General features: G+C 70.7%; 21 protein-coding genes. 10 read left to right on the top strand and 11 right to left on the bottom strand.

Annotated features, from left to right (window positions below; all coding sequences use genetic code 11):
- Positions 1-382 precede the first annotated feature (382 nt).
- Positions 383-859, bottom strand: a complete 477-nt coding sequence (locus K311_RS16705) for an MgtC/SapB family protein (RefSeq protein WP_425476585.1) — start codon at positions 857-859, stop codon at positions 383-385.
- Between the two features lie 16 nt (positions 860-875).
- Complete coding sequence (tyrS, locus tag K311_RS0111670; protein WP_043797718.1) at positions 876-2,093, bottom strand: tyrosine--tRNA ligase; 1,218 nt, start codon at positions 2,091-2,093, stop codon at positions 876-878.
- Between the two features lie 178 nt (positions 2,094-2,271).
- Between tyrS and K311_RS16700 the strand changes: the two genes are divergently transcribed.
- Together K311_RS16700 and K311_RS0111660 are read left to right on the top strand one after the other, a co-directional pair.
- A complete protein-coding gene (locus K311_RS16700; protein ID WP_051240052.1) occupies positions 2,272-3,576 on the top strand; it encodes a peptidoglycan DD-metalloendopeptidase family protein in 1,305 nt (434 codons plus the stop codon).
- Positions 3,577-3,648: 72 nt separating this feature from the next.
- Positions 3,649-4,722 carry an anhydro-N-acetylmuramic acid kinase gene (locus K311_RS0111660; protein ID WP_245570660.1) on the top strand — a complete coding sequence of 358 codons (1,074 nt, stop codon included), beginning with the start codon at positions 3,649-3,651 and terminating at the stop codon, positions 4,720-4,722.
- On the opposite strand, the gene K311_RS16695 is transcribed toward K311_RS0111660, so the two are convergent.
- The 3 genes from K311_RS16695 to K311_RS0111645 form a co-directional block, all read right to left on the bottom strand.
- Positions 4,719-5,030: a hypothetical protein gene (locus tag K311_RS16695; RefSeq protein WP_051240046.1), complete on the bottom strand. Its 312-nt coding sequence runs from the start codon at positions 5,028-5,030 to the stop codon at positions 4,719-4,721. The two genes, K311_RS0111660 and K311_RS16695, sit on opposite strands and share 4 nt — an antisense overlap.
- A 78-nt stretch (positions 5,031-5,108) precedes the next feature.
- The gene (locus K311_RS0111650; protein WP_026817462.1) at positions 5,109-6,431 is read right to left on the bottom strand and encodes an AmpG family muropeptide MFS transporter; all 1,323 of its coding nucleotides are present in this window, start codon (positions 6,429-6,431) and stop codon (positions 5,109-5,111) included.
- A complete protein-coding gene (locus K311_RS0111645) occupies positions 6,428-7,195 on the bottom strand; it encodes an exodeoxyribonuclease III (protein WP_026817461.1) in 768 nt (255 codons plus the stop codon). Before K311_RS0111645 ends, K311_RS0111650 begins: the two co-directional genes overlap by 4 nt.
- Positions 7,196-7,308: 113 nt before the next feature.
- Between K311_RS0111645 and pyrE the strand changes: the two genes are divergently transcribed.
- Together pyrE and K311_RS0111630 are read left to right on the top strand one after the other, a co-directional pair.
- Entirely contained in the window at positions 7,309-7,962 is a 654-nt protein-coding gene (pyrE, locus tag K311_RS0111635; protein ID WP_026817460.1) for an orotate phosphoribosyltransferase, read from the top strand.
- 13 nt (positions 7,963-7,975) lie between these two features.
- Positions 7,976-8,650 carry a DUF4124 domain-containing protein gene (locus K311_RS0111630; RefSeq protein ID WP_051240043.1) on the top strand — a complete coding sequence of 225 codons (675 nt, stop codon included), beginning with the start codon at positions 7,976-7,978 and terminating at the stop codon, positions 8,648-8,650.
- A 55-nt stretch (positions 8,651-8,705) separates the two neighbouring features.
- On the opposite strand, the gene K311_RS16690 is transcribed toward K311_RS0111630, so the two are convergent.
- From K311_RS16690 to coaBC, 3 genes are read right to left on the bottom strand one after another with little or no spacing between them, the layout of a single operon-like run.
- Entirely contained in the window at positions 8,706-11,006 is a 2,301-nt protein-coding gene (locus K311_RS16690) for a phosphomannomutase/phosphoglucomutase (RefSeq protein WP_043797716.1), read from the bottom strand.
- A gap of 31 nt (positions 11,007-11,037) precedes the next feature.
- Positions 11,038-11,496: a dUTP diphosphatase gene (gene dut / locus K311_RS0111620; protein WP_026817458.1), complete on the bottom strand. Its 459-nt coding sequence runs from the start codon at positions 11,494-11,496 to the stop codon at positions 11,038-11,040.
- A complete protein-coding gene (gene coaBC, locus K311_RS0111615; protein ID WP_043797714.1) occupies positions 11,493-12,698 on the bottom strand; it encodes a bifunctional phosphopantothenoylcysteine decarboxylase/phosphopantothenate--cysteine ligase CoaBC in 1,206 nt (401 codons plus the stop codon). The genes dut and coaBC overlap by 4 nt, the downstream gene beginning before the upstream one ends.
- A gap of 94 nt (positions 12,699-12,792) precedes the next feature.
- Between coaBC and radC the strand changes: the two genes are divergently transcribed.
- From radC to K311_RS0111590, 5 genes are all read left to right on the top strand, one after another.
- Positions 12,793-13,467 (top strand): RadC family protein, encoded by a 675-nt coding sequence (radC, locus tag K311_RS0111610; RefSeq protein WP_026817456.1) that lies wholly within the window; start codon positions 12,793-12,795, stop codon positions 13,465-13,467.
- Between the two features lie 84 nt (positions 13,468-13,551).
- Positions 13,552-14,583 carry a hypothetical protein gene (locus K311_RS0111605; RefSeq protein ID WP_026817455.1) on the top strand — a complete coding sequence of 344 codons (1,032 nt, stop codon included), beginning with the start codon at positions 13,552-13,554 and terminating at the stop codon, positions 14,581-14,583.
- Between the two features lie 81 nt (positions 14,584-14,664).
- The gene (argS, locus tag K311_RS0111600) at positions 14,665-16,431 is read left to right on the top strand and encodes an arginine--tRNA ligase (protein ID WP_026817454.1); all 1,767 of its coding nucleotides are present in this window, start codon (positions 14,665-14,667) and stop codon (positions 16,429-16,431) included.
- Entirely contained in the window at positions 16,431-17,072 is a 642-nt protein-coding gene (locus K311_RS0111595) for an SPOR domain-containing protein (protein ID WP_026817453.1), read from the top strand. Before argS ends, K311_RS0111595 begins: the two co-directional genes overlap by 1 nt.
- Before the next feature lie 25 nt (positions 17,073-17,097).
- Positions 17,098-17,487, top strand: a complete 390-nt coding sequence (locus K311_RS0111590; protein WP_026817452.1) for a hypothetical protein — start codon at positions 17,098-17,100, stop codon at positions 17,485-17,487.
- Between the two features lie 97 nt (positions 17,488-17,584).
- On the opposite strand, the gene K311_RS0111585 is transcribed toward K311_RS0111590, so the two are convergent.
- Both K311_RS0111585 and speA read right to left on the bottom strand, forming a co-directional pair.
- Positions 17,585-18,448, bottom strand: a complete 864-nt coding sequence (locus K311_RS0111585) for an NAD(P)-dependent oxidoreductase (RefSeq protein ID WP_026817451.1) — start codon at positions 18,446-18,448, stop codon at positions 17,585-17,587.
- The gene (speA, locus tag K311_RS0111580; RefSeq protein WP_026817450.1) at positions 18,445-20,352 is read right to left on the bottom strand and encodes an arginine decarboxylase; all 1,908 of its coding nucleotides are present in this window, start codon (positions 20,350-20,352) and stop codon (positions 18,445-18,447) included. The genes K311_RS0111585 and speA overlap by 4 nt, the downstream gene beginning before the upstream one ends.
- Before the next feature lie 238 nt (positions 20,353-20,590).
- On the opposite strand from speA, the gene speE reads away from it, so the two are divergent.
- Positions 20,591-21,445 carry a polyamine aminopropyltransferase gene (speE, locus tag K311_RS0111575; RefSeq protein ID WP_026817449.1) on the top strand — a complete coding sequence of 285 codons (855 nt, stop codon included), beginning with the start codon at positions 20,591-20,593 and terminating at the stop codon, positions 21,443-21,445.
- Between the two features lie 66 nt (positions 21,446-21,511).
- On the opposite strand, the gene K311_RS0111570 is transcribed toward speE, so the two are convergent.
- Positions 21,512-21,850, bottom strand: coding sequence for a P-II family nitrogen regulator (locus K311_RS0111570; RefSeq protein WP_026817448.1), 339 nt, complete (start codon positions 21,848-21,850; stop codon positions 21,512-21,514).
- Between the last annotated feature and the right edge of the window lie 12 nt (positions 21,851-21,862).

Genomic DNA, 21,862 nt, shown 5'->3' with positions numbered 1-21,862 from the left:
GATGTCCGACCAGGCTTCACGTCGCTTGCATAGCAATACAACTAAAAGCTTGTTTGGCTAGACGTCTGCAAGTAATGGACTCGTCCATCACCCGCCAGGCGCCCGCACAAATTTCCTGCGCACACTGTCAAAGATCGTTCGCGTCGCGGGCCGTTTCGGTCTCCGCGTTCCGCCGGACATCTCGTCCGACCGAGCCGCACATCTTACAGCACTTTCCGGGAACGTCAACACCCTGTTCACCGCTTCCTGCCGCCCCCGCCGCGGCACGCCGCTGCAAGGGGCGCGAAGAATAGCCCTGACCCGCCGTTTTGCAAAGGGGGAATCGCGCGGTCGTGTTCAGCGCAGGAAAAGCTTGCCTCGGGACCGTGCTTCGCGACTGCGTTCAGCGCGGGAACTGCGAGCGTCGCTCGAACCACGCGAGCATCAGAAGCACCGAGAGTGCGAGCAGCGTCGCACCGAGCGCGAGTACGTGCGCACGCAGGCCGGCAGCAATGCCGATCACCGCCGCCATGAGCAGGGACGCGGCGGTGGTGATGCCGGAGATGCCGCCGTCGCGGCCCGCCCTGAAGATCGTGCCGGCGCCGATGAAGCCCACCGCGGCGACCACCGCCTCGACGAGGCGCACGGGATCGATCTGCACGAGGCCGCGGTGCGACTCGCCCGCGTAGCGCGCGACGATCAGGTCGACCAGCCCGACGAGCAGCGCCGCGGCGCCCGCGACGAGCATATGGGTACGGAATCCGGCGGGGCGGTTCTTGAGTTCGCGCTCCACACCGATCGCGCCGCCGAGCAGCATCGCCCAGCCCACGGCGAACAGCGCCTGCAGTTGCACACGCCAGTCACCGAGCACTTCCTCCACGTCGTCCTCCGGGCGGTCAGGCGCCCGGCGTCAACCTCACGCGGGCGAAATTGCGCTTGCCAACCTGCAGCACACCCTCGTAGCCCGGCGTGAAGAGCCGCTGCGGATCCTCGAACACCTCGCCGTCGACGCGCACCGCCCGTTCGCGCAGCTTGCGCATCGCCTCGGAATTGCTCGGCACGAGACCGGCGGCGGAAAGCAGTGCGGCGATGCGCAGCCCGTCGGCCGGTACCGCGACGTCCTGCAGTGGCAGCAACGACGTATCGCCCTGGCCGGTGACCGCGGCATGCCAGCCGGCGATCGCCTTCTCCGCAGCAGCCGCATCGTGGAAGCGCGTCGCCAGCTCGCGCGCGAGGCGCAGCTTGATGTCGCGAGGATTGAGGCCCGACGCGACCTCCTCGCGCAGCTTGTGCGCCTCCCCTGCGGAGATGTCGAAGCTCAGCAGTTCGATCCACTTCCACATCAGCGCGTCGCCGATCTTCATCGTCTTGTTGACGATGTCGATCGCCGGCTCGGCGATGCCGATGTAGTTGCCGAGCGACTTGCTCATCTTGTTGACGCCGTCGAGGCCCTCGAGCAGCGGCATCGTCAGCACGATCTGCGGCGGCTGTCCGTAATGCTCCTGCAGGCCGCGACCCATCAGCAGGTTGAACTTCTGGTCGGTGCCGCCGAGCTCGACATCGGCCTTCAGCGCGACCGAGTCGTAGCCCTGCACCAGCGGATACAGGAATTCGTGGATCGCGATCGATTGCTGCGCGGCATAGCGCTTGGCGAAGTCGTCGCGCTCGAGCATGCGCGCGACCGTGTGCTGGCCGGCGAGCCGGATCATGTCGGCCGCGCCCATCTGCCCGAACCACTCCGAATTGAAGCGAACCTCGGTGCGTTCGCGATCGAGCACCTTGAACACCTGGTCGGCGTAGGTCTGCGCGTTCGCGAGCACGTCATCGCGGGTCAGCGGCTTGCGCGTGGCGTTCTTGCCGGTCGGGTCGCCGATCATTCCGGTGAAGTCGCCGATCAGGAAGATCACCTGGTGCCCCAGGTCCTGGAACTGCCGCATCTTGTTGAGCAGCACGGTATGACCCAGGTGCAGGTCGGGCGCGGTCGGGTCGAACCCCGCCTTCACGCGCAGCGGTCGCCCGGCCGCGAGCCGTGCGGCGAGCTCTTCGCGCTTGAGGATTTCGTCGGCGCCGCGGCCGATGACGGCCAGCGCGTTGTCGAGGGAGGTGTCGGACATGAACAGGACCGCGCTCTGGTTCAGGTGAGAGGGGCGTTGCAGGCTCGCAACGTTAAACCCAGGTTAATGGAATGTTAAACCGCGAAGATCAAAAAACTGAATGGAGACAAGGGTTTGACGCGCGGATTTCGTGCTGGTTATCGTACCGCGACTTTTCGTACACATGGGGGAGAATCCCTTGCCGTATCGCGTTTCTCCCCTCCGCCGCTGGTCCCGCGAGCACTGGATCCTCGCCGGCCTCGGCCTCTCTCTCGGCGCCCTCGTGGCGACCATCGTCCCCGGTCTCGCCAACGCTGTCGAAGGCACGTCACACGACGTCGACGCCCGCACCACCCTCGCCCTGCCGTTGCCGCCGCTTGCGGCCGTCGATGCCGACGCCGCCGACACCGGCCCGCTGTGGCAGACGGTGCACGTGCGCAGCGGGCAGACGCTCGGCGCGGTGTTCGAGGAGATGGGCGTGCCGGCGACGGTGATGCACCGCGTGCTCGAGATCCCCGCGGCGAAAGGTCCGCTGAGCCGGCTGCGCGAAGGCGCCGAGCTGGCGTTCGAGTTCGGCGACGACGGCCAGCTGCGCGGTCTGCGCTTCGACCGCGACGAAGCCAACCGGATCGAACTGCGCATCGACGCCGAGGCCATCACCCAGACCCTTATCGAGCGCCCGCTCGAGCGCCGCATCATGATCGCCAGCGGCGAGATCACCAGCTCGCTGTACGCCGACGGCGCCCGCGCCGGCCTGAGCAACAACGCCATCAACCAGATGGCGAACGCGTTCTCCTACGACATCGACTTCAGCCGCGACCTGCGCGACGGCGACCAGTTCCAGGTCGTCTACGAGGAACTGTGGCGCGACGGCGAGCGCGTGCGCGCCGGCGATGTCGTCGCCGCCAGCTTCGTCAACCGCGGCACCGAGTACACCGCGCTGCGTTTCGAGCGCAACGGCAAGTACGAGTTCTTCGACCACACCGGCCGGCCGCTGAAGAAGAGCTTCATGCGCATGCCGATCGAGTTCGCGCGGCTGTCGTCGCGCTTCAACCCGAATCGCCGCCATCCGATCCTCGGTACGGTGCGCGCGCACCGCGGCGTCGATTACGCCGCCAGCCCCGGCACGCCGATCATGTCCGCCGGTGACGGCCGCGTCAGCTTCGTCGGCTGGCAGAACGGCTACGGCCGCACCGTCGTCGTCGACCACGGCCGCGGCCACACGACCCTGTACGCGCACATGTCGCGCTTCGGTTCGTACAAGGTCGGCCAGCAGGTGCAGCAGGGCGGCGTGATCGGATACGTCGGTTCCACCGGCCTCGCCAGCGGCCCGCACCTGCACTACGAATTCCGCGTCAACGGCGCTCACCGTGATCCGCTGACGGTGACGATGCCCAAGCCCGAACCGCTGACCGGTGCCGAGCTCGCCCGCTTCCAGGCGGCGACGGCGCCGGCGATGGCCCAGCTGCGTCGCATCGGAGGCGTTCGTCTCGCCTCCCGCTGACGCATGACAGGACCGCAGCACCCCGCGGATGCGTTGCCCGCCGGCGAACCCGGCGGGCTTTTTCTTGGGCTGATGTCGGGCACGAGCGCCGACGGCATCGATGTCGCGCTGATGGATTTCGCCGACGGCGCCAGACTCCTGCATGCACGCACGCTGCCGCTGCCGGACGACGTCGCCCGCGACGTGCTGGCGTGGTCGCAGGCGCAGGCGGAAGTGCACCCGGACGATCTCGGACGCCTCGACACCCGCCTCGGCCACGCCTTCGCCGACGCCGCCATGCGCGTGCTGGCCGAAGCCGGCATCGCCGCCCCGGCGGTGCGCGCGATCGGCTCGCACGGCCAGACGCTGCGCCACGATCCGCGCGGCGCCGCCCCGTTCACCTGGCAGCTCGGCGACCCGAACGTGATCGCCGAACGCACCGGCATCACCGTCGTCGCCGACTTCCGCCGCCGCGACGTGGCCGCCGGCGGCCAGGGCGCGCCACTGATGCCGGCCTTCCATGCCGCGCTGTTCGCCGATGCCGGCGAGGACCGCGCGGTGCTCAACCTCGGCGGCATCGCCAACCTGACGCTGCTGCCGCGCTCCGGCGACGTGCGCGGCTTCGACACCGGCCCCGCCAACGCGCTGATGGACGCGTGGATCCGCGAACAGCGTGGCGAAGCCTACGACCGCGATGCCGCGTTCGCCGCCACCGGCCGCGTCGACGAGGCGCTGCTGGGGCGGTTGCGGTCCGACCCCTGGTTCGCTGCGCCACCACCGAAGTCGACCGGCCGTGACCAGTTCCAGCTCGCATGGCTGCGCAGCCGCGGTGCGCCGCTGCCGGCGCCGGAAGACGTGCAGGCAAGCCTCTGCGAACTGACCGCTGCCACCGTCGCGGAGGCCCTGCGCGCGACCCTGCCGACCGCCCGCCGGCTGCTGGTCTGCGGCGGCGGTGTACACAACCCGCTGCTGCTGCGGCGGCTCGCCGCTCGGCTGCCGGACGTCGCGGTCACCAGCACCGCGGCCGCCGGCGTCGATCCCGACTTCGTCGAAGCGGCCGGCTTCGCGTGGTTGGCGCGGGAAACGCTCGCCGGCCGCCCCGGCAACCGGCCCTCGGTCACCGGCGCGGCGGGGCCGCGGGTACTCGGCGGGATCTGGCGCGCCTAGTCGCGCGGGAACTTGCGGCGGTCCGGCCCGAGACGGCGCTCCTCGCCGACGTAGGCCGGCGCATCGTCGGGCAGCCCGCTGAGGGCGGCCATCGCGGCCTCGAAGGCGCGCGCCTCCTCGTCGTTCCATGCGCCCGACAGCCGGGCGATGTCGCCGGGTACCGGCGGCGGTTCCGGTTCGACCAGGCCCAGTGCCTGCTTGATCAGGTGCAGCAGCACGTCGTTGAGCGGCCATCCCTTCTGGCGCGCCAGTTCCTTGACGCGCTCTGCGACCCGCTCGTCGATGTCGCGAAGCAGGAAATCGGCCATGGGAAAGCGCCTTCGGGGGAGGCTCAGGATACGTGCGGCGACACCGACTGCAAGCCCGCTTCCTTCACGCGAACGTGATCAACGCTGGCCGCCGTGGCCGCTGCCGGCGTCGCCCAGCGAGCGTTCGATGAGCCCCGCGCGCAGCATGAACAGGTAGAGCAGCACGCCCGGCAGCGCGATCAACGTCGTCAGCAGGTAGAACTGCACGTAGCCGAGCGCCTCGATCAGCGCGCCCGCGGTGGTGCCGGTGACGAAGCGGCCGACGACGCTCGACGCCGCCGACAGCAGCGCGAACTGGGTCGCGGTGAACGCCAGGTTGCACAGCGCCGACAGGTAGGCGACCACGACCACGCCGCCGATGCCGCTGGCGAGGTTCTCGAAGCCGATCGTGAAGCCGAGCAGCAGGTTGGAATGCCCCTGCAGCGCCAGCCAGGCGAAGCTCAGGTTCGACACCGCCATCAGCACGAGCGCGATCAGCACGGAGCGCTTCATGCCGAGCCACGAGTACAGGAAGCCGCCGACGAAGATGCCGGCCAGCAGCGCGAAGAAACCGACGCCGACATCCCAGGTGGCGATCTCCTGGTTGCTGAAGCCGAGGTCGTCGAGCAGCAGCCGCAGCGTCAGGTTCGCCAGCGTGTCGCCGATCTTGTGCACCAGCACGAACAGCAGCACCAGCAGCGCGCCGCGGCGGCGGAAGAACTCCAGCAGCGGCCCGGCCACCGAATCGAGCATCTGCCGCAGGCCCTGCGCGACGATCACGACCTTGCGCCGCGGCGGTTCGCCGACGACCAGCCCGGTCAGCATCGCCGGCAACGCGAAGACCGCGCAGGCCAGGTAGGCCAGCTGCCAGCCGTGGTCGGCGGCGAGGAACAGCGCCAGCGACCCCGCGGCGACCGAACCGATGCGCCAGCCGTACTGCGACATGCCGGAACCGACGCCCAGCTGCTCGGGCCGCAACAGCTCGATGCGGTAGGCGTCGATGACGATGTCGAAGGTCGCGCCGGCCGCGCCCACCGCCACCGCCGCGAAGGCGAAGGTGACGAGGTCGGCGCGCGGGTCGAGCAGGGCCAGCCACGCCACCGCCGCCATCACCAGCGCGCCGGCGAACACCAGCCAGGACACGCGCTGGCCGAGCCGGCCGAGCAGCGGCAGCCGGGCGCCGTCGACCAGCGGCGCCCACAGGAACTTGATGTTGTAGACGAGGAAGGCCAGCGAGAAGGTCGTGATGCTCTTCTTGTCGATGCCGTCCTGGGCCAGCCGCGTGGTCAGCGTCGCGCCGATCATCGCGTACGGGAAACCCGAGGAGATGCCGAGCATCAGCGCCGCCAGCGGCTCCCGCTGCAGGTAGGGGCGGATGCCGTCGCGCAGGCGGGCGGCGCGCCCCGGGGTCGATGTGCTCATTCGTATTCGACCAGGTAGGGCGCGTGGTCGGAGAAGCGCGGCTCCGGGAAGATCGCGCAGGATTTCAGCCGCGGCCGCAGCGAGGGCGTGACCACCTGGTAATCGATGCGCCAGCCGACGTTCTTGGCGCGCGCGGCGCCCCGCTGGCTCCACCAGGTGTAGTCCTCGCCGTCCGGACGCAGGTGGCGGTAGCTGTCGACCCAGCCGCGGTCGTGGAACAGCAGGTCGAGCCAGGCGCGCTCCTGCGGCAGGCAGCCGGAGTTCTTCTGGTTCGAGGTCCAGTTCCGGATGTCCTTGCGGGTGTGCACGATGTTCCAGTCACCGCAGATGACGACGTCGCGGCCGGAGGCCAGGTACGCATCGAAGATCGGCAGGATCCAGTCCATGCAGGCGAACTTGAAGTTCTGGCGTTCGTCGCCGGAGCTGCCGGACGGGAAGTACATCGACACCACGCTGAGCTTGCCGAAGCGCAGCTCCAGCCAGCGACCTTCCTCGTCGAAGGGTTCCCAGCCGAGGCCGGTGATCACTTCGTCGGGTTCGCGCCGGGTGTAGATGCCGACGCCGCTGTAGCCCTTCTTCGTGCTGGCGTCGCGGAAGAAGGCGGTGTAGCCGGGCGGCAGCAGCTCGGGCACGCGCAGCTGGTGCTCCTGCGCCTTGGTCTCCTGGATGCAGACGAAATCGGCGTCGAGCCCGGGCAGCCATTCGAGGAAGCCCTTGTTCGCCGCCGAGCGCAGCCCGTTGGCGTTGAAACTGACGATCTTCACTGGGGGAACGGTCCGGCAGGCGCGACCGGTGAAGCCTAGCCGAAACGCGCGCCGCGCTGCGCGTGCATCGCCGCGTGTTGCACAATGCGCGCGACCCATCGCGGATCGCCCACGTGCTCGACCACCAGCGCCGTTTCCTCGACCTCGCCCTGCAGCGCGGCGTGCTGCGCTTCGGCGAATTCACCCTGAAGTCGGGACGCACCAGCCCCTACTTCTTCAATGCCGGGCTGTTCGACACCGGCGCCGCGCTGGCGCATCTGGGCGAGTGTTATGCCGACGCGCTGCTCGCCTCGGGCCTCGGCTTCGACATGCTGTTCGGGCCTGCCTACAAGGGCATCCCGCTGGCGACGACGGTCGCGGTGGCGCTCGCCGGCCGCGGCCACGACGTGCCGGTGGCCTTCAACCGCAAGGAAGCCAAGGACCACGGCGAGGGCGGCCAGCTGATCGGCGCGCCGGTGCGCGGACGGGTGCTGATCGTCGACGACGTGATCACCGCCGGCACCGCGATCCGGGAATCGATCGCGATCATCCGCGCCGCCGGCGGCGAGCCCTGCGGCGTGCTGATCGCGCTGGACCGGCAGGAGCGCGGCCAGCAGGGCAGCCGTTCGGCGGCCCAGGAAGTGTCGGCGGAGTTCGGGATTCCGGTGCTGGCGATCGCGGGTCTCGACGACCTGCTCGCGCGCGCCGACGAGCGGCCGGACCTGGCCGCGCACAAGCCGGCGCTCGAGGGGTATCGTGCCCGCTATGGCAGCCAGCCCGGGGAATGAAGGGGAGACGCCGATGAAACCGCAGAAGCTGTTCGCCGCCCTGGTCGCGGCGCTCGTGCTGGTCGGCACCGCCGATGCGCAGCAGCGCAAGCTCTACCGCTGGGTCGACAAGGACGGGAAGGTGCAGTTCAGCGACGCGCTGCCGCCCGAAGCGGTCGACCAGGCGCGCTCCGAGATCAGCGCCACCAGCGGCCGTGTCACCGCGACGATCGACCGCGCGCTGACCGCCGAGGAGCGCGCCGCGCTCGAGGCGCAGGAAGCCGCGGCCGCCGCCGAACGCGCCGCCGCCGAGAAGGCGCTGCAGACCGAACAGGCGATGCTGGGCTCCTTCCAGACCGAGGACGACCTGCGCCGCTCGTTCCGGCTGCGCCAGGAGCTGCTGAACCAGACGCTCGAGGCGATCGAGGCCGCGATCGCCGGCCAGCGCGACAGCCTCACCAGCCTGCTCGCGCAGGCGGCCGAGGCCGAGCTGGCCGGGCGCGCCGTCGGCGCGACCCAGGTCAACACCATCCGGGAACTGCACCGGGAAATCGGCAAGCAGCAGCAGATGCTGATCGTGAAGCAGGCCGAGCTCGTCGACCTCGACGGCGAGGTGGAGCGCCTGGTGACGCGCTTCCACGAGCTGCGTGGTGAGGACGCGCCGCCGACGCGTTCCGCGGCCGGCGCGACGCCGCCGACGTCCGGCTGAGGCCAGGTCGGGGGCCAGGCCACGGCGGTCGCCGTCGTGGCCCGCAGCGGTCGGCTCAGAACGGCAGCTGCAGTTCCGGATCCACCGCGAGCAGCTGCTCGCGGAAGGCCGACTTGATCCGCTCCAGCGCGTCGCCATCGCGCGCATCGAAACGCAGCACCAGCACCGGCGTCGTATTCGACGCGCGCACCAGGCCCCAGCCATCCGGCCAGTCGGCACGCAGGCCGTCGATGGTCGCGATGCGGGCACCGTCGAACTTCGCGACGCTCAGGAAGCGATCGATGAAGTCGTACTGCGCGCCTTCCTCGGCCATCGGGATCTTCAGTTCCGGCGTCGACACGCCCTTCGGCAGAGTGTCGAAGATCTCCTGCGGCGTCTCCGGCCGCGAGGACAGGATCTCGAGCAGGCGCGCCGCCGCGTAGATGCCGTCGTCGAAGCCGTACCAGCGCTCGCGGAAGAAGAAGTGACCGCTCATCTCTCCGGCGAGCTCGGCTTCGGTCTCGCGCATCTTCGCCTTGATCAGCGAGTGCCCGGTCTTCCACATCAGCGGGCTGCCGCCGTGGCGCAGGATGTGCATCGCCAGATGGCCGGTGCACTTCACGTCGTAGATCACGCAGGCGCCGGGGTTGCGCTCCAGCACATCGGCCGCGAACAGCATCAGCAGCCGGTCGGGGAAGATCATCTCGCCGTCGCGGGTGACCACGCCGAGGCGGTCACCGTCGCCGTCGAAGGCCAGGCCGAGGTCGGCACCGGTGCGCTTCACGACCTGGATCAGGTCGTGCAGGTTGTCCGGCTCGCTCGGGTCCGGATGGTGGTTCGGGAACGTGCCGTCGACCTCGCAGTACAGCTCCTCGACGTCGGCGCCGATCTCGGTCAGCAGGCGCGGCGCGATCGCACCGGCGATGCCGTTGCCGCAATCGATGACCACGCGCAGGCGGCGTTCGATCTGGATGTCGCCGGCGATGCGCTGGACGTAGTCGTCGGCGACGTCGCGGCGGGTCACCAGGCCCGGATCACGGGCCGCGTGCAGCTTGTTCTCGGCGATCCGCTCGTACAGGTCCTGGATGGCGTCGCCGGCGAGGGTCTCGCCCTCCACCACGATCTTGAAGCCGTTGTAGTCCGGCGGATTGTGGCTGCCGGTCACCGACACGCAGGAGCCGGCACGCAGCTGGTAGGCGGCGAAATAGGTCACCGGCGTCGGTGCCTCGCCGATGTCGATCACGTCGCGGCCGGCGGCCTGCAGGCCTTCGATCAGCGCCGCGGCCATCTGCGGCGACGACAGCCTGCCGTCGCGGCCGACGACGATCGTCTTCGCGTCCTGCTTGTGCATGACCGTACCGATGGCCTGGCCGATCAGGCGCGCGGTCTCGGCATCCAGGGTCTTCCCGACGATGCCGCGGATGTCGTAGGCCCGGAAGATGCCGCGGTCGAGCATCGCCCGCACCACCACCGGCGCGGTGTCGGCGCGCGCGACGGGCTTCGCCGGCTCCGGCGGCGGCTGCGCCGCCAGCTCGGCCAGCGTCGGTTCGTGCGCGGTCACCGCCGCGGGTTCCTCGGTGGCGACGCGCTGCAGGCGCAGGCCCTTCAGCCGCGGCAGCATCAGCAGCGCGAACGCGACCACGAGGCACAGCGCGGCGAGCAGGAAATTGGGGAACGCGCCGAGATTGCTCGGCGGCGGCGGCACCGTCGACACGACCCGCATCGTCGTGCCAGGCACGCGCACGGCGCCCTGTTCGGCGGCGCCCGACAGCCCGGTGTCGCCGATTTCGACGACGTTGTGGCGGCCCAGGCGAAGCGCGTAATAGCCCGGACCGGGATCGTGCTGGTTGATCGGCGCGGTGAGCGTCTCCAGCGGCATGCGCAGGTAGACCAGCGTCAGCACCCGGCCCGCGTCCGACACCGGCGCGGCGAGCGCGAAGCGCGGGCCACCGCCGTCGAGGATCACCGCGGCCACCGCACCGTTCTGGTCGAGCGCCTCCTCGAGCAGGCCGAGTTTGCCGTAACCGAACTTCGCGGCGTCGGCATAGGCGGCGTCCAGGCCGACGTCGTGCCACTCGACCACTTCCAGCCCTTCCCAGCCGCTGTTGACGACCTGCTCGGCGGCGACCCGGTCGCCGCGGCGCAGCGCCGTGGTCAGGGCGATGCGTTCGCGCACGGCGTCGAGCCGGGAGCGTTCCGCCTGCACCTTGGCCATCAAGGTCTCGGCGAGCTGGGCGCGCGCCAGTCCCGCCTGTGCGGCCGCGTTCTCGCTCGATGCGGTGAGCCAGCCCATCCAGCCGAACCAGCCGGCGGCGAGCAGCGCCAGCACGGCGCCGAGCAGCGGCAGTTTCAGCGCGGGTACCCCGGACAATTTCATGCTTCCCCCTGGATTCGGATGGCGCCCGGACTCAGCGCACGCCCGTATGGCCGAAGCCGCCCTGGCCGCGTCCGCTTTCCGCGAACGCGTCCACCTGGCGCAGCACCGCCCGGACGACGGGCAGGAACACCAGCTGGGCGATTCGATCCCCTGGCGCGATGGTGACGGGTAAGCGGCCGCGATTCCAGAGGCTCACCATCAGCGGGCCCTGGTAGTCGGCGTCGATCAGGCCCACGAGATTCCCGAGCACCAGCCCCTGCTTATGGCCGAGGCCGGAGCGCGGCAGGATCACCGCGCACATCGCCGGGTCGCCGAGATGGATCGCAAGGCCCGAGGGGACCAGCTGCGCCTCGCCCGGCGCGAGTTCCAGGGACTGGTCCACCATCGCCCGCAGGTCCATGCCGGCCGACTGCGCGGTGGCGTAGTCCGGCAGCGGGAAATCGCGTCCCAGGCGCGCATCGAGCAGGCGGAACTCGACCTCGCGGTTCATCGTCCCGTCTCCAGCCGGTCGGCGACCAGCGACAGCAGCGCGCGCGCGACCTGGGCCTTCGGCGCATGCGCGATCTCGTGCCGGCCGTCGCGCCAGAACACGGTCAGCGCGTTGTCGTCGGCTTCGAAGCCGCGGTCGGCGCGGGAGACGTCGTTGGCGGCGATCAGGTCGAGCCCCTTGGCCGCGAGCTTGCCGCGCGCGTAGGTCTCGAGGTCGGCGGTCTCGGCGGCGAAGCCGACGACGAGCCGCGGCCGCTGCGGGTGCGCCGCGACCGCGGCGAGGATGTCGGGCGTGCGCACCAGTTCCAGCGCCAGCCGCTCCTCCTTCTTCTTGATCTTCTGCCTGGCGGTTTCCGCCGGGGCGTAGTCGGCGACCGCGGCGGCGCCGATATAGGCGTCCTGGCCGGGAAGCGCGGCGAGCACCGCCGCCTGCATCTCGGCGGCGCGGCGAACGTCGATGCGGCGGACCCCGGGCGGGGTCGCCAGCGCCACCTGGCCGGCGACGAGGGTGACGTCGGCCCCCATCGCCCGTGCCGCGGCGGCCAGCGCGAAACCCATCTTCCCGGAACTGCGGTTGCCGACGAAACGCACTGGGTCGAGGTCTTCGAAGGTCGGGCCGGCGCTGATCAGCAGCCGGCGCCCGGCGAGCCGCGGCGGCGCCAGGCCGTCGGCCAGGGCCGCGACCAGTTCCAGCGGCTCGAGCATGCGGCCTTCGCCGGTCTCGCCGCAGGCCTGGCCGCCGGCGGCCGGGCCGAGGATCGCGACCCCGCGGCTGCGCAGGGTGGCGACGTTGGCCTGCGTCGCCGGATTGGCCCACATCACCCGGTTCATCGCCGGCGCCAGCAGCAGCGGCGCCTCGGTGGCCAGGCACAGGGTCGACAGCAGGTCGTCGGCGCGGCCATGCGCCAGCTTCGCCAGGGTGTTCGCGCTGGCCGGTGCGACCAGCACCCGGGTCGCCCAGCGCGCGAGCTCGATGTGGCCCATCGCCGCTTCCGCCGCTTCGTCCCAGAGCGAACTGCGCACCGGATTCCCGGACAGCGCCTGGAAGGTCGGCGCGCCGACGAACTGCAGCGCGGAGGCGGTCATCACGACCCGGACCTCGGCGCCGGCGTCGCGCAGGCGGCGCACGAGGTCCGCCGATTTGTAGGCGGCGATGCCGCCGCTCACCCCGAGCAGCACACGCTGTCCCTGCAATGCAGGCATGCGGAATTTCCCTACCGTCACGTCGGCGCCCAGCTTACCCGATGCCCGGAATCGCCCCGACGCCGGCGGTCGCCGCCACCGGCACGCTGTCGGCATGCGACTGCGCGACTGGCCCGAATCCGAACGTCCCCGCGAAAAGCTGCTCGCCTGCGGCCCCAACCAGCTGTCGGATGCCGAGCTGCTGGCGCTGTTCCTCGGTTCCGGCACGCGCGGGCTCACCGCGGTGGATCTCGGCCGCCGCCTGCTCGAGCAGCATGGCAACCTGCGCGCCCTGCTCGACCTGCCGGCGGCCACGCTGGCGGCACGCCCGGGCATCGGCCCGGCGCGCGCGTGCCTGCTGTCCGGGGCGCTCGAGCTGGGCACCCGCCACCTCGCCCAGGGCCTCGCCCGCGGCGAGGCGTTGACCGACCCGTCGCGGGCCGGCGACTACCTGGCGCGGCGGCTGCGCGCCCTGCCCTACGAAGTCTTCGCCTGCCTGTTCCTGGACACCCGGCACCGGGTCATCGCCTTCGAGGAACTGTTCCGCGGCACCCTGGACGGTGCCGAGGTGCATCCCCGCGAAGTCGTGCAGCGCTGCCTGGCGCACAACGCCGCCGCGGTGATCCTCGGCCACAACCACCCGTCGGGCAGTGCCGAGCCGAGCACCGCCGACCGCGCGGTGACCAGCCGGCTGAAGCAGGCGCTGGCCCTGGTCGACGTGCGCGTGCTCGACCATTTCGTGATCGGCGACGGGCCGCCCTGCTCGATGGCACGCCTGGGGGCGGTATGAAATACCCGACCGTCGGCGTGGCGAAGGCCCCCGAGCCTCTGCTTATACTCGCCGCGCGGCGATCCGCCGCCGGCGGAGACGGGCGTGATCCTGGGCTATTCGTCCCTTTACCCCGCGGACGCGAGCGAGCGCGACCTGCCCGGCCCGGCCGAAGCACGCGCCCTGCTCGCCGGCCGCCGGCCCGATATCGTCACGCGGATCGAAGGCATGGTCGCGCGCGCGACCGCAGGCGCCGGCGCACCGCGCCATCTGGACGCGATCCTCCTCGGGATTGCCCGCATCGGCCGCCGCCACGGCAGCTTCGGCGACGACCCGCACGACTACCACAACGAGGAACACGTGCTCGAGCTCGCCGAGCGCCGGCTCGGTGCGCTGATGGATGCGATCGGCGAACCGGCGCTGCCGGCCGACGACTGGCTGGCGCTGATGCTGTTCGCCGCCTGTCACGACCTGCGCCAGCGCGAGGCCTTCGACGTGCCCGGCCCGGTCGGCGGCAACGAGGCGGCCAGCATCGCCGAGGGTTTCCGCATCCTCGCCGCCTGCGGCCTCGATCCGGTGGCCGAGCGGCCGCTGTACATCGCCCTCGAACTGATGATCGCCGGCAGCACCTTCGATGCCCGCCCGCCGCAGCGCTCCGACGACCCCGACGTGCCGGCCGCCCCCGGCGGCTCGCTAGCGCGCGGGCTGGCGCTGTGGCTGGACGGCGAGCGGCCGGACTGGCGCGACGACCCCGATGCGCGCCGCGGCGAGCGCCTCGCCCGGCTGGCCGCCGACCTCGACACCGCCAACGTCGGCGAACCCTTCCCGCTGCTGGCCGACAGCGCGGTCCGCCTCTGCCGGGAACGCGAACGCCGCGCCGGCCGCGCGCTCGCCAAGGCGTCCAGCGCGCTGACCTGCCTCGGCTTCCTGAGCCGGGGCCAGACCGTCTACTTCTTCGACCTGCACCGCTTCTGCTCGCGCGAAGGCGAACGCGCCTTCGGACCGCAGAAAGCCCGCAACGGCCCGGTCGTGCGCCAGGTCAGCCAGCAGCTGCAGGACCGGTTCGAAGACCAGCCGCCCGGCAACGGCCAGGCCGTGATCGACGCCTTCGCGGCGCTCTGCGCGGCCACCGGCTGAACCGGCGGGCCGCGCCGACGGCGGCGGGAGGGGAACGGCGGGCTACAATACGCGGCTACCCCTACGCCGAACGGATATCCGGTGAAAGAGCATCTGCGCGAACTGGTGGCCCAAGCCCTGCTGGACCTGCGCCGCCTCGGCCGCCTGCCGCAGGACCTGGCGACCCCCGACTTCGTGATCGAGCGCAGCCGTTCGCGCGAACACGGCGACTACGCCTGCAATGTCGCGATGCTGCTGGCGAAGCCGGCCGGGATGAAGCCGCGCGACCTCGCGCAGATGCTGGCCGACAGCCTGCCGAAGTCGCAGCACGTCGATGCGGTCGCGGTCGCCGGGCCGGGTTTCCTCAATTTCACTCTCGCCCGCGGCTGCCGCCTCGGCACGATCCGGCGCATCTTCGAGGCCGGCCGCGACTATGGCCGGCAGCCCGCCGGCAGCCGCGGCTCGATCACCGTCGAGTTCGTGTCGGCGAACCCGAACGGGCCGCTGCATGTCGGCCACGGTCGCGGCGCCGCCTACGGCGCCAGTGTCGCCGCCCTGCTCGATGCCGCCGGCTATGCGGTGCAGCGCGAGTACTACGTCAACGACGCCGGTCGCCAGATGGACATCCTGGCGGTGTCGGTGTGGCTGCGTTACCACGAACTCGGCGGCGTCACCGTGCCGTTCCCGGTCAACGGCTACAAGGGCGACTACGTCGTCGAGATCGCCCGCGCCCTGCGCGCGAAGACCGGCGACGCCCTGCGCCGCAGCGCCATCGAGATCACCGACGGCCTGCCGGCGGACGAGGGCGAGCCGGGCGGCGACAAGGAAGTCCATGTCGACGCCCTGATCGCCCGCGCCAAGGCCTTGCTCGGCGACGCCGGCTACCGCAGCGTGTTCGAGGCGGGCCTCAGCTGGTGCCTGGCCGACATCCGTGACGACCTCGCCGGTTTCGGCGTGCACCACGACAACTTCTTCTCCGAGCGTTCGCTGATGACCGACGGCTACGTCGATCGCGCGATCAGCACGCTGCAGGAGCAGGGCCACCTGTACGAGAAGGAAGGTGCGCTGTGGTTCCGCGCCACCACCTTCGGCGACGACAAGGACCGCGTCGTCCGCCGCGAGAACGGCGTCACCACCTATTTCGCCTCCGACCTCGGCTACCTGCTGAGCAAGTTCGAGCGCGGCTACGAGCGCGCGCTGTACATCTTCGGCGCCGACCACCACGGCTACATCGCCCGTCTGAAGGCGGCCGCGCAGGGCCTGGGCCTGGATCCGGCGAAGATCGAGATCCAGCTGGTGCAGTTCGCGATCCTCTACCGCGGCGAGGAGCGCGTGCAGATGTCGACCCGCGCCGGCAGCTTCGTGACGCTGCGCGAGCTGCGCGACGAGGTCGGCACCGACGCCGCCCGCTTCTTCTATGTGATGCGCGGCAACGACCAGCACCTCGACTTCGACCTCGAGCTGGCCAAGAGCCGCAGCAACGACAACCCGGTCTATTACATCCAGTACGCGCACGCGCGCATCTGCTCGCTGTTCCGCCAGCTGGCCGAGAAGCAGATCCCGTATCACCGCAGCGCCGCCGAGGCCGCGCGCAACCGCCTCGGCGAGCTGCAGGAACTTGACCTGCTCGACGAGCTGATGCGCTTCCCGGAAGTGCTCGAGTCCGCCGCCGAGAACCGCGCGCCGCAGATCGTCGCCAATTACCTGCGCGAGGTCGCCGCGGCCTTCCACGGCTTCTACAACGCGCAGCCGATCCTCACGGCCGAGGACGAGCTGCGCGCCGGCCGCCTCGGCCTCGCGAAAGCGACCCAGCAGGTGCTCGCCAACGGCCTCGCCCTGCTCGGCGTGTCGGCCCCGGAGACGATGTGATGGCAGCCCGGCGTGGCAGGAAGCAGGCCCGGCGCAGCGGCAACCGCGGCGTCCCGGGCATCGTCTGGGCGGCCGGCGGCGTGCTGGTGGGTCTGGCCATCGCCGGCTTCGTGTACTTCCGCAGCGGCGGCGACGTGAACGACCTGCTGCCGCAGCCGAACCCGCAGGCGCGGCCGCCGGCGGCGTCCGAGCCGCCGGTGGCGCAGGACGCTCCCGAACCGACGCCGCGGCGCACCCGCTACGACTTCTACGATGTGCTGCGCGACAACGAGGTCGTGTTCCCGGACGCCGAGCTCGAGGCCCAGGCGGCCGCCGAGGCCGATGCACGCGCAGCGGCCACCGACGGCGCGACGCCGCCGGCCGATACCGCGCCGGAAACCACCCCGCCGGCACCGGCGCCCGCCGCCGGCCAGAGCCTGCTGATCCAGGCCGGCGCTTTCCGCAACGCGTCCGATGCCGAGGCACGCAAGGCGCTGATCGCGATGACCGGCCAGATCGCCCGCGTCGAACCGGTGACGGTCGACGGCGCTACGATCTACCGCGTGCGGCTGGGGCCGTATCCGGATGCGAGTTCGCTGGCGAGCGCGAAGGCGGCGCTCGACGGTCAGGGCATCGAGGCGGTCGCGATCCGCGCCCAGTAGGCGCGGTGGCAGGAGGCGGTGGACGATGGCGTGGGTCGTCGAATACCAGCGGGCGAACGGCTTCGTGCGGGTGACCGCGCAGGGTGAGGCCGATCGCGCCGCCTTGCGCGAACTCACCCGTGAGGCGATGGCCACCGGTCACGCCAACGGCTGCAGCCGCTTCCTGATCGACCACCGGCGCACGACGCTGGCGCTGGGCACCGCCGAGATCTTCGACATGCCGCGCCGCGGCGAGGACGGCGGCTTCGGCCCCGACCTGCGCATCGCGATCCTGATCGACCCCGCTTCGCCGTCGCGCCCCGACTTCGAGTTCTACGCGATCCAGTGCGGCAATCTCGGCATCCACTTCCTGCGCCTGTTCCTCGACGAGGAATCGGCGGTGGACTGGCTCGCGCCGAAGGCGAGTAACGAGTGAAGAGTAACGAGTAACGAGTAGGAGCGGGCTTCAGCCGCGAACTCACCACTCGTGCGCAGCACGCCCGCGCGAAGCGCGAGCCGTCACTCGTTACTCGTTACTCTCCACTCTTTACTCGCTTCAGGGTGATGAGCGCCGAAGTGTCCGCCTCCCCCTGCCCCATCCGCACGAGCTCGTCGTAGTCGGCGAGGGCCTGCGCGATCACGGTCGCGCGGACGCCGGCGGCGCGGGCGATGCCGTCGACGATGCGCAGGTCCTTCAGCATGTGCGCGCACTTGAAACCGGGCACGAACTCGTCGCGCAGCATCGTCGCGCCGCGCTTGTCGAGGAACCAGTTGCCGGCGGCGCCGGCCATCAGCGTCGGCAGCAGGCGCTCCGCGTCGAGGCCGAGTTTCTCGCCGAGCGCGAGGCCCTCGCAGACCGCCTCGTTGATGCCGGCGACCAGCACCTGGTTCACCGCCTTCGTCGCCTGGCCGGCCCCCGTGCCACCCATCAGGGTGATGCGCGCGGCATAGGCCTCGAGCACCGGACGGGCGATCTCGAGATCGGCGGCGTCGCCGCCGACCATCACCGACAGCCGGCCGGTGCGGGCGCCTTCGACGCCGCCGGACACCGGCGCATCGAGGAAGCCGATGCCACGCGCCGCCAGCAGCGCATGCGCGGTGCGCGCGGTGTCGACCGATACCGTCGAGTGGTCGACGACGACGCTGCCCGGTGCCAGCACCGGCGCCAGCGCGGCGACGTTCGCGAGCACGTCGGCGTCCATCGACACGCACAGCGCGACGACGCGGCAACCGGCGAAATCGGCCGGCACGTGCGCCGCGCGCACCTCGAGCTTCGCGGCGAGGGCGTCGGCCTTCGCCTGGGTGCGGTTGCCGACGACGCCGAGCAGCTCGCGACTGGCGACGTGGCCCGCCATCGGCGCGCCCATCGCGCCGAGGCCGATGAATCCGGCCTTCACGACGACGCTCCCGGCGTGGCGTGTTCCTCGTGCAGGTAGGTGTAGCCGGTCAGGCCGGCCTCCAGCGCGACCAGCAGCATCCCCGCTTCGTCGCCGGGCAGGTTCGCGGCGTCGACCTTGTCACGGTAGGTGCGGCGCAACTCGGCGAGGTCGTAGCCGACGTAGTCGAGCATCACGTCGGTGGTGTCGCCGCGGCGCTGGCGCTCCAGGGTCCAGCCGCCGTCGGCGTCGAGCTGCACGTTGGCGGTGTCGGTGTCGCCGAACAGGTTGTGGATGTCGCCGAGCGTTTCCTGGTAGGCGCCGACGAGGAACACGCCGAGCCGGTAGCTCTCGCCGGCGCGCGGCGCGTGCAGCGGCATCGCCGTCGCCAGCGTCTCGGCGACGACGTAGGTGTCGATGCGGCCGTCGGAATCGCAGGTGAGGTCGGCGATCACGCCGCGCCGCTCGGGCGCCTCGTCGAGGCGGGCGATCGGCACGATCGGGAACACCTGGTCGATCGCCCACACGTCCGGGATCGATTCGAACACCGAGAAGTTCACGAAGTACTTGTCGACCAGGCGCGCGTTGAGGTCGTCGAGCGCCTCGCGATGGCTGGGCTCGCTGCCGTCGAGGCGCGCGCGCACGCCGTGCGCGATCGCGTAGTAGAGGTCGTCGAGCTGCGCCCGCTGCACGATCGTCAGCTGCCCGAGCGCGTAGAGCGCCAGGCCTTCGGCGAGATGGTGCTGGGCCTCGTGGAAGAGCTCGAGCGCCGGGCGCTGGCCCAGCGCGGCGTGGGTCTCGCGCAGGTGGCGCACCACCGCCGGCTCGCCGGCGGTGGCGGGCGGCACCGCGCCTTGCGGCGCCGGCTCGACCTCGGAGACGTTCACGACCATCACCGCGTGGTGTGCGGTCATCGCGCGGCCGGCCTCGGTGACCATGCGCGGCGGCGTCAGCCCGTGTTCGGCGCAAGCTTCCGCCAGCGGCTGCAGCAGCGTGTGCGCGTACTGGTCGAGGCCGTAGTTCACCGAGCAGAAACCGCGCGAACGGGTGCCTTCGTAGTCGACGCCGAGACCGCCGCCGGAATCCATGAAGCGGATGCCGCAGCCCATCTTCGACAGCTCGACGAAGTGGCGCACCGCCTCGCGCATGCCGTTGGCGATGTCGCGCACGTTGGAGATCTGCGAGCCCATGTGGAAATGCAGCAGCTCGAGGCTGTCGAGCATGCCGGCATCGCGCAGCTTCTCGACCAGGTCGAGCACCTGCCGCGGCGACAGCCCGAACTTGGCCTTGTCGCCGCCGCTGTTCTGCCACTTGCCGGCGCCGAGCGAGGCCAGGCGCAGGCGCACGCCGAGACCGGGACGTACCCCGAGCGCGCGCGATTCCTCGATCACCATCGCCAGTTCGGACGGCTTCTCGACGACGATGAAGGTCTCCAGCCCGAGCTTGCGGCCGATCAGTGCCAGGCGGATGAACTCGCGGTCCTTGTAGCCGTTGCAGATCACCAGGCTGCCCGGGCGGGCGAGGCCGAGCACCGCCATCAGCTCCGGCTTGCTGCCGGCCTCGAGGCCGAAGCCTTCGCCACCGGCCGCGGCGAGTTCGCCGGCGACGCCACGGTGCTGGTTCACCTTGATCGGGTAGACCGCGGTGTAGCCGCCCTGGTAGTCGAGCTCGGCCATCGCCCGCGCGAAGGCCGCCTGCAGCTTGCCGAGGCGGTCGCCGAGGATGTCGGAGAAGCGCAGCAGCAGCGGCAGTTTCAGGCCGGCGGCGGTGGCGCGGTCGACCACCTCCGGCAGCGGCAGCGCCGGTCCGCCGGCGCCGCGCGGGCGCACGACCATGCGGCCGGCGTCGTCGACGTCGTAATAGCCGTCGCTCCAGTAGGGAATGGAGTAGGCGCGGCGGGCGCGGTCGGAAGTCCAGTCGGTCATCGGTCTCCCCGGGGAGGGGCGAAAGGGGCACGAATTGTACCCCCCGATCCTGTAGGAGCGGCTTCAGCCGCGATCCCTACCGGCGGCGTGATTCCGCCTCTTCCTGCGGCATGCGGTGCAGGCTGGGTGAAGACGCGCACGCTTCGCACCGGGAGGTAGGAATCGCGGCTGAAGCCGCTCCTACAGGCTGGTGCCGCCTGCCCTAAACTGTCGGGCCCAGAAACCCCGGACCGCCCCGATGACCGACAACCCCACCTGGCTGCACGAGAACTTCGAGCACACCGGCTCGGCCTTCGGCCTGCGCGTGAAGCGCAAACTCGAGGAAGTGCAGTCGCCGTTCCAGAAGATCGAGATGTACGAGAGCACCGACTGGGGCAACGTCATGCTCATCGACGGCGCGATGATGGTGACCACGCGCGACAACTTCTTCTATCACGAGATGATGGCGCACGCGCCGCTGTTCACCCACGCCGACCCGAAGGACGTGGTGATCATCGGCGGCGGCGACTGCGGCACCCTGCGCGAAGTGCTGCGCCACCCCGGCGTGCGCAGCGCCGTGCAGTGCGACATCGACGAGCAGGTCACGCGCATGGCCGAGAAATATTTTCCGGAGCTGTGCGAGAGCAACGACGACCCGCGCGCGACGGTGATGTTCGACGACGGCATCGCCTACATGAAGAACGCCGCGCCGGAATCGATCGACGTGATCATCGTCGACTCGACCGACCCGGTCGGCCCCGCCGAGGGCCTGTTCAACCGCGCGTTCTACGAAACCTGCCTGAAGGCGCTGCGTCCGGGCGGCCTGCTGGTGCAGCAGAGTGAATCGCCGCTGGCGCTGATGCCGCTGATCCTGGACATGCGCGAGGCGATGCGCGACGCCGGTTTCGTCGCCTTCCGCACCCTGCCCTTCCCGCAGCCCTGCTACCCGACCGGCTGGTGGAGCTGCACGATCGCGGCGAAGGAAGCGCGTGACCTCACCGCGTTCCGCAAGGCCGATGCCGCGGCGAAGCCCTTCGAAACCCAGTACTACACCGCCGACGTGCACCAGGGTGCACTGGCGATGCCGCCGATCATGGCGAAGGCGCTCGGCTGAGGCGGCTCCCGATCGAAACGCGAAGCGCGGCCGCGGCGGCCTGAGCCCGCCGCGGCCGCTGGCCGCTTACAGCGCGTCCCCGTCCAGCTCGCCGGTGCGGATGCGCAGCACCTTGTCGAGCCCGTACACGAAGATCTTGCCGTCGCCGATCTTGCCGGTGTTGGCCGCGGTCTGGATCGCCTCGACCACGCGCTCGACCTGGTCGCCGGTGACGGCGACCTCCAGCTTGATCTTCGGCAGGAAATCGACCACGTACTCGGCGCCGCGGTAGAGCTCGGTGTGGCCCTTCTGCCGCCCGAAGCCCTTGACCTCGGTGACGGTGATGCCGGTGACGCCGACTTCGCTCAGCGCCTCGCGGACGTCGTCGAGCTTGAACGGCTTGATGATCGCCATGACCATTTTCATCGCATGCGCTCC

Origin of the sequence: Arenimonas composti TR7-09 = DSM 18010 (assembly GCF_000426365.1) — a bacterium.
GTDB classification, from domain to species: Bacteria; Pseudomonadota; Gammaproteobacteria; order Xanthomonadales; family Xanthomonadaceae; genus Arenimonas; species Arenimonas composti.
This window is presented reverse-complemented; position numbering and strand designations above follow the sequence as displayed.

Coding starts and splice junctions, on each gene's coding strand:
- dut (WP_026817458.1), bottom strand. CDS start 11,496: ATGAACCGCGAGGTCGAGTTCCGCCTGCTCGATGCGCGCCTGGGACGC.
- speA (WP_026817450.1), bottom strand. CDS start 20,352: ATGACCGACTGGACTTCCGACCGCGCCCGCCGCGCCTACTCCATTCCC.
- K311_RS0111595 (WP_026817453.1), top strand. CDS start 16,431: ATGGCAGCCCGGCGTGGCAGGAAGCAGGCCCGGCGCAGCGGCAACCGC.
- K311_RS16690 (WP_043797716.1), bottom strand. CDS start 11,006: ATGAAATTGTCCGGGGTACCCGCGCTGAAACTGCCGCTGCTCGGCGCC.
- radC (WP_026817456.1), top strand. CDS start 12,793: ATGCGACTGCGCGACTGGCCCGAATCCGAACGTCCCCGCGAAAAGCTG.
- K311_RS0111570 (WP_026817448.1), bottom strand. CDS start 21,850: ATGAAAATGGTCATGGCGATCATCAAGCCGTTCAAGCTCGACGACGTC.
- K311_RS16695 (WP_051240046.1), bottom strand. CDS start 5,030: ATGGCCGATTTCCTGCTTCGCGACATCGACGAGCGGGTCGCAGAGCGC.
- K311_RS0111650 (WP_026817462.1), bottom strand. CDS start 6,431: ATGAGCACATCGACCCCGGGGCGCGCCGCCCGCCTGCGCGACGGCATC.
- K311_RS0111660 (WP_245570660.1), top strand. CDS start 3,649: ATGTCGGGCACGAGCGCCGACGGCATCGATGTCGCGCTGATGGATTTC.
- K311_RS0111630 (WP_051240043.1), top strand. CDS start 7,976: ATGAAACCGCAGAAGCTGTTCGCCGCCCTGGTCGCGGCGCTCGTGCTG.
- K311_RS0111590 (WP_026817452.1), top strand. CDS start 17,098: ATGGCGTGGGTCGTCGAATACCAGCGGGCGAACGGCTTCGTGCGGGTG.
- speE (WP_026817449.1), top strand. CDS start 20,591: ATGACCGACAACCCCACCTGGCTGCACGAGAACTTCGAGCACACCGGC.
- coaBC (WP_043797714.1), bottom strand. CDS start 12,698: ATGCCTGCATTGCAGGGACAGCGTGTGCTGCTCGGGGTGAGCGGCGGC.
- tyrS (WP_043797718.1), bottom strand. CDS start 2,093: ATGTCCGACACCTCCCTCGACAACGCGCTGGCCGTCATCGGCCGCGGC.